This is a genomic window from Microbacterium umsixpiens (assembly GCF_053543675.1).
Map to the genome: position 1 here is coordinate 1 of NZ_JBLVOH010000100.1, position 5,789 is coordinate 5,789.

Annotated in this window: 5 protein-coding genes; 4 read left to right on the plus strand and 1 reads right to left on the minus strand. The window is 69.7% G+C overall.

Going from position 1 to position 5,789, the window contains the following annotated elements; all coding sequences use genetic code 11:
• The 4 genes from ACNPM4_RS10155 to ACNPM4_RS10170 form a co-directional block, all read left to right on the plus strand.
• A partial coding sequence (locus ACNPM4_RS10155; RefSeq protein WP_448985572.1) for an ABC transporter ATP-binding protein occupies positions 1-648 on the plus strand: 648 nt, incomplete at its 5' end.
• Between the two features lie 10 nt (positions 649-658).
• Positions 659-1,312, plus strand: a complete 654-nt coding sequence (locus ACNPM4_RS10160) for an FMN-binding negative transcriptional regulator (protein ID WP_448985573.1) — start codon at positions 659-661, stop codon at positions 1,310-1,312.
• The gene (locus ACNPM4_RS10165) at positions 1,309-2,337 is read left to right on the plus strand and encodes an ornithine cyclodeaminase (protein ID WP_448985574.1); all 1,029 of its coding nucleotides are present in this window, start codon (positions 1,309-1,311) and stop codon (positions 2,335-2,337) included. The genes ACNPM4_RS10160 and ACNPM4_RS10165 overlap by 4 nt, the downstream gene beginning before the upstream one ends.
• A 40-nt stretch (positions 2,338-2,377) precedes the next feature.
• Entirely contained in the window at positions 2,378-3,847 is a 1,470-nt protein-coding gene (locus ACNPM4_RS10170; RefSeq protein WP_448985575.1) for an amidohydrolase, read from the plus strand.
• Positions 3,848-3,899: 52 nt separating this feature from the next.
• Here ACNPM4_RS10170 and ACNPM4_RS10175 read toward each other — a convergent pair.
• Positions 3,900-5,789 (minus strand): DUF3516 domain-containing protein (locus ACNPM4_RS10175; protein WP_448985576.1); only part of this gene is annotated, 1,890 nt, incomplete at its 5' end.

Here is a 5,789-nt window from a genome sequence, read left to right on the forward strand (position 1 = left end):
GCCCCGGTGCGCGAGGGCCGGATCCTGATCGAGGGCGTCGACCTGAGCACCGCGTCACGGTCGCAGCGGCGCAAGACCCGCCGACGCGTCGGTGTCGTGTTCCAGAACCCGGCGCTGTCGCTCAACCCGCGCTACACCGCGCGCCAGAGCATCGAAGAGCCGCTGCACAGCATCACGGGGCTCCGCGGGCGTGCGTTGAGCGAGCGAGTCGACGAGCTGTTGGAGTCGGTCGGGCTCGCCGACCGCGCCGACCGCTACCCGCACGAGCTTTCCGGAGGGCAGAAGCAGCGCGTCGCGATCGCCCGCGGGCTGTCGCTCGACCCGGCACTGCTCATCGCCGACGAGCCGACCAGCGCGCTCGACGTGTCGGTCCAGGCGCAGGTGCTGGACGTCTTCCGCGAGCTGCAGTCGCGGCTGCGGTTCGCCTGCGTGTTCATCAGCCACGACCTCGCCGTGATCGACGAGCTGTGCGACAGCGTGATGGTGCTGAAGACCGGACGGGTGGTGGAGGCGGGCTCGCGGACGCAGGTGCTGGAGCATCCCGAAGACCTGTACACGCGTCGACTGCTCGCCGCAGCTCCGGTACCCGACCCCGATGCGCAGCAGGTGCGCCGCGCCGAGCGGCTCGCCCTGCTCGGCACGGACTGAGGAGACACAGATGCGGCACAACCCCGACTACGCCCTCGACGACGTCGAGACCGTGCGCGCGCTCGTGCGCGAGAACCCGTGGGCGACCATCGTCAGCCACGTTCCCGGTGAGGGGCTCGTCGCCTCCCACTACCCGGTGCTCCTCGACGAAGACGCCGAGGGGCTCGTGCTGCTCAGCCACGTCGGTCGCCCCGACGAGCGGCTGCACCGGTTGGGAGAGCACGAGACGATGGTCATCGTCTACGGGCCGCACGGCTACGTGTCACCGGGCTGGTACGACTCGTCTCCGGCGGTACCGACCTGGGACTTCGCCGTCGCGCACCTGCACGGAACCCCCGAGATCCTCTCCGACGAGGAGAACCTCGCGGTGCTCGACCGCCTCGTCGCCTGGTTCGAGAGCCCGCTGCCGGACCCGTTCCTGCTGCGTCGCACAGTGGAGAACACGGCCTATGCGGAGCGCATCGTGCACGGCACGGTGGGGTTCCGTCTGCGCGTCGACCGCATCGACGCGAAGGAGAAGATGCACCAGGACAAGCCGGCCGAGGTCATCTCCCGGGTGATCGACGCTCTGCGGCGGCCGGGCCCGTACGAGAATCCGCGGCTGGCCGATCGGATCGCCGCCGTCAACCGCGAGGCGCTGGACGGAAAGCAGGTGACGGTATGACCGCGTTCGTGGGAGTGCACGACATGGTGCAGTGGATCTCGCGCCGCGGCGCCGAGACCATCATGACCGAGATGGCCGAGACGATCGAGGCCGACTTCCTGCGCTGGGAGTCCTTCGACAAGAGCGAACGGGTCGCCAACCACACGCCGTTCGGGGTGATCGAGCTGATGCCGATCAGCGACCCCGACCTGTACGCGTTCAAGTACGTCAACGGACACCCGTTCAACCCGGGCCGCGGGTACCAGACCGTGACGGCGTTCGGCGTGCTCGCCGACGTGCACAACGGCTACCCGGTGTTCGTGGCCGAGATGACGATGCTCACCGCGCTGCGCACGGCGGCGACCTCGGCGATGGTCGCCCGGCGACTCGCCCGCCCGGACTCGGCCGTCATGGCGATGATCGGCGCGGGCAGTCAGGCCGAGTTCCAGGCGCTGGCGTTCCGCGGGGTGCTCGGCATCTCGCGGCTGCGGATCTTCGACGTGGATGCAGCGGCGTCCGCCAAATTCGTGCGCAACCTCGCCCCGCTCGGTTTCGACATCACCGTGTGCTCCTCGTCGTCGGAGGCGGCTGCGGGTGCGGACGTCGTCACGACCTGCACCGCCGACAAGGCGGTCGCGCAGGTGCTGGCCGACGCTGACGTCGTCCCCGGCATGCACATCAACACCATCGGCGGTGATTGCCCCGGCAAGACCGAGCTGGATCCGCGCATCCTCGACCGCGGGCCGGTCTTCGTCGAGTACACGCCGCAGACGCGGGTGGAGGGGGAGATCCAGAACGTCGCCCCCGAATTCCCCGTGACTGAGTTCTGGCGGGTGCTCGACGGGACCGCGCCCGGTCGCACGGCGGCGGACCAGGTCACGATCTTCGACTCGGTCGGTTTCGCGATCGAGGATTTCTCGGCTCTGCGGCACCTGCGCACCGACCTCGCCGGGGCCGGCCCGGGTGTGGAGATCGACCTGGTCGCCGCCCCGGAAGACCCGAAGGACCTCTTCGGCTTCGCCACGGCGCCGGTCCCGGTGGCCTGAGACCACCGCCGCGTTTCCTCCTCATCCTGATCGGAGCATCATGACCGACCCCCTGACCCTCCGCGGTGTCCGTCCGTACGGTGGCGGCGACCCCGTCGATGTCCTCATCCGCGACGGCCTCATCGCCGACATCGCCTCGGTCGGCACGGCCGATCCGATCGGCGAGGTCGTCGACGCGGACGGGCGCTGGATCGGCCCCGGCCTCTGGGATTCGCACGTGCACTTCACGCAGCACGTGATCCGCCGTCGCCGGGTCGACCTCACCGAGACCCGCAGCGCGGCCGAGGTGCTCGCGGTGGTGCGCCGTGCCCGTGCGGAGGGGGCGCCACTGAGCAACGGGATGCTGATGGGGTACGGGTTCCGCGACGGACTGTGGCCCGAACCCGCATCGCTCGACGCGCTCGACGCGGCCGTGTCCGACGTCCCGGTCGTGCTGGTGAGCGGTGACCTGCACTGCGGATGGATGAACCGCGCGGCGGAGGCGGCCTTCGGGCTGCGCCTCGACGAGACCGGTCTGCTGCGCGAGGGGCCTTGGATCCAGCTGCTGCACTCGTTCGACCAGGCCGGCGAGCTGCCCCTCTCGGCGTATCGCGAGGCCGCCGACGATGCCGCGGCCCGTGGAGTGGTCGGTGTGGTCGAATACGAGAACGCCGACAACCTGCGCGACTGGCCGGAGCGCACCGCGCGGGGAGTGGATGCCCTTCGCCTCCAGATCGCCGTCTGGTCCGATCGCCTCGACGGCGTGATCGCGCGAGGGGTGCGCACGGGAGACATCGTCGACGAGCGGGGTCTGGTCGAGTTCGGTCGGCTCAAGGTGATCGTCGACGGCTCGCTGAACACCCGCACGGCGTGGTGTTGGGAGCCGTACCCCGGCATGGACCCCGCCCATCCGCACGCCTGCGGTCTGGAGAGCGTGCCGATCCCGGAGCTGCGTCGGCTGCTCGAGGCGGCCCGGGCGGGCGGGATCGGCGCGGCCGTGCACGCGATCGGCGACCGGGCGAACACCGAGGTGCTCGACACGTTCGAGGAGCTCCGGATGACCGGCGTGATCGAGCACGCGCAGCTCGTGCGGGAGCAGGACTTCGCCCGGTTCTCGCAGCTCGGCCTGATCGCGAGTGTGCAGCCCGAGCATGCGATGGACGACCGCGACGTGGCCGACCACCACTGGGCGGGCCGCACCGATCGTGCCTTCGCCTACGGGTCGATGCACCGCTCGGGTGCCGAGCTGCGGCTCGGCTCCGACGCTCCGGTCGCGCCGCTGGACCCGTGGATCTCGCTCAGCGCCGCGACAGCTCGCAGCCGGGGTGGTCGTGACCCCTGGCATCCCGAGCAGCGGCTTCCGTTCGACGTGGCGCTCGCGGCATCCTCGCGCAGCACCGTCTCGGTCGGACAGCGGGCGGACCTGGTGCTGACCGAGCGCGATCCCTTCGCCTGCGACGTCGATGAGCTGCGCGGGATGCCGGTCGCGGCGACCCTGCTCGGCGGCCGCTTCACGGCGAACAAGCTCTGAGCGGGCAGGGAACAGGCTTCGCCAGAGCCGCCCGGGGTTCGTCACCCCGGCGCTACAGCCGGTCGACGCCTGTCACGGTGACGACGGCCTGACCCGCTTCGTCGGATGCGGCGAGGTCGATCGTCGCGGTGATACCCCAGTCGTGGTCGCCGGCGGGGTCGTCGAAGATCTGTCGCGCGGTCCACGAGGTGGCGCTCTCGGTGAGGATCAGCAGCTTCGAGCTGCGTGCGTCTGCGCCGGTGAGGATCTCGTCGTGGTCGTCGTAGTAGCCGTCGAGCGCGTCCGACCAGGCATCGGCGCCGAAGCCGGGATCGAGTTCGGCGAGGGCGGTCACGTCTTCTCGCGCCGCGAGCTGCACGCGGCGGAACAGCTCGTTGCGCACCAGGATGCGGAAGGCGCGGATGTTGCTCGTGAGGCGCTTCGGCGCGGGCGGGACGATCGGCTCGTCGGGGGCGTGCGGATCGAAGCGGCCGTTGTCGACCCCGGCGATCAGCTCCTCCCACTCGTCGAGCAGGCTGGAGTCGACCTGCCGGACGAGCTCGCCGAGCCACTCGATGAGGTCGCGCAGATCCTCGTCCTTGAACTCTTCCGGGATGGTCTGCGATGCCGCGCGGTAGGCGTCGGAGAGGTAGCGCAGGACCACGCCCTCGGAGCGGGCGATCTTGTAGTAGGCGACATATTCCCCGAACGACATGGCCCGCTCGTACATGTCGCGCACGACCGACTTGGGGTGCAGTTCGAAGTCGCGGATCCACGGCTGGGCGGCGCTGAACGTCTCGAACGCGGCCGTCAGCAGCTCGTCGAGCGGCTTCGGATACGTGATCTGCTCGAGCAGCTCCATCCGCTCGTCGTACTCGATGCCCTCCGACTTCATCGCGGCGACCGCCTCACCGCGGGCGAGGAACTCCTGCTGGCTGAGCACGGCACGCGGATCGTCGAGCGTGGCCTCGACGATCGAGATCATGTCGAGCGCGTAGGAGCGGGTGCCCGTGCCGGCGGCCGGATCGGGATCGAGCAGCTCGAACGCCGCGAGAGCGAACGGCGACAGCGGCTGGTTGAGTGCGAAGTTCGGCTGCAGGTCGACCGTGAGGCGGATGTCGCCCTCCGGAGTCTTCTCGACGATGCCGGATTCGCGGAGGGTGCGATAGATGCCGATGGCTCGGAGCGCGAGCTCGCGCTGGCGTTTCCGCGGCTCGTGATTGTCGTATACGAGCGCGCGCATATTCGCGAAGACGTCGCCACCACGGGCGATCACGTTCAGCATCATGGCGCTCGTGATCTGCATGTGCGAGGTCAGGGTCTCCGGCACCGAGTCGATGAGCTTGCGGAACGAGGGTTCGCCCCACGAGACGAAGCCGTCTGGCGCCTTCTTGCGGACGATCTTGCGCTTCTTCTTCGGGTCGTCGCCGGCCTTCTTCACCGCAGCGACGTTCTCGCTCTCGTGCTCGGGCGCCTGGGCCACGACCGTGCCGGCGGTGTCGTATCCCGCTCGTCCCGCACGTCCGGCGATCTGATGGAACTCGCGGGCGTTCAGCTGCCGCATCCGCGTGCCGTCGAACTTGGTGAGCGCAGTGAGCAGCACCGTGCGGATCGGCACGTTGATGCCGACGCCGAGGGTGTCGGTGCCGCAGATCACGCGCAGCAGTCCGCGTTGGGCGAGCTGCTCGACGAGGCGCCGATACTTCGGCAGCATCCCGGCGTGGTGCACGCCGATCCCGGCACGGAGGAAGCGTGAGAGCGTCTTGCCGAATGCGGTCGTGAAGCGGAACTCGGCGATCAGCGCCGCGATCTCGTCTCGCTGCTCGCGCGTGGCGACCTTCGTGCTCGACAGTGCCTGCGCACGCTCCATCGCCGCCGCCTGCGAGAAGTGCACGACGTAGGTCGGCGCCTGCCCGGTGTTCAGCAGGTCGTCGATGGTCTCGTGGATCGGGGTCGTCTCGTA

Coding starts and splice junctions, on each gene's coding strand:
- ACNPM4_RS10160 (WP_448985573.1), top strand. CDS start 659: ATGCGGCACAACCCCGACTACGCCCTCGACGACGTCGAGACCGTGCGC.
- ACNPM4_RS10165 (WP_448985574.1), top strand. CDS start 1,309: ATGACCGCGTTCGTGGGAGTGCACGACATGGTGCAGTGGATCTCGCGC.
- ACNPM4_RS10170 (WP_448985575.1), top strand. CDS start 2,378: ATGACCGACCCCCTGACCCTCCGCGGTGTCCGTCCGTACGGTGGCGGC.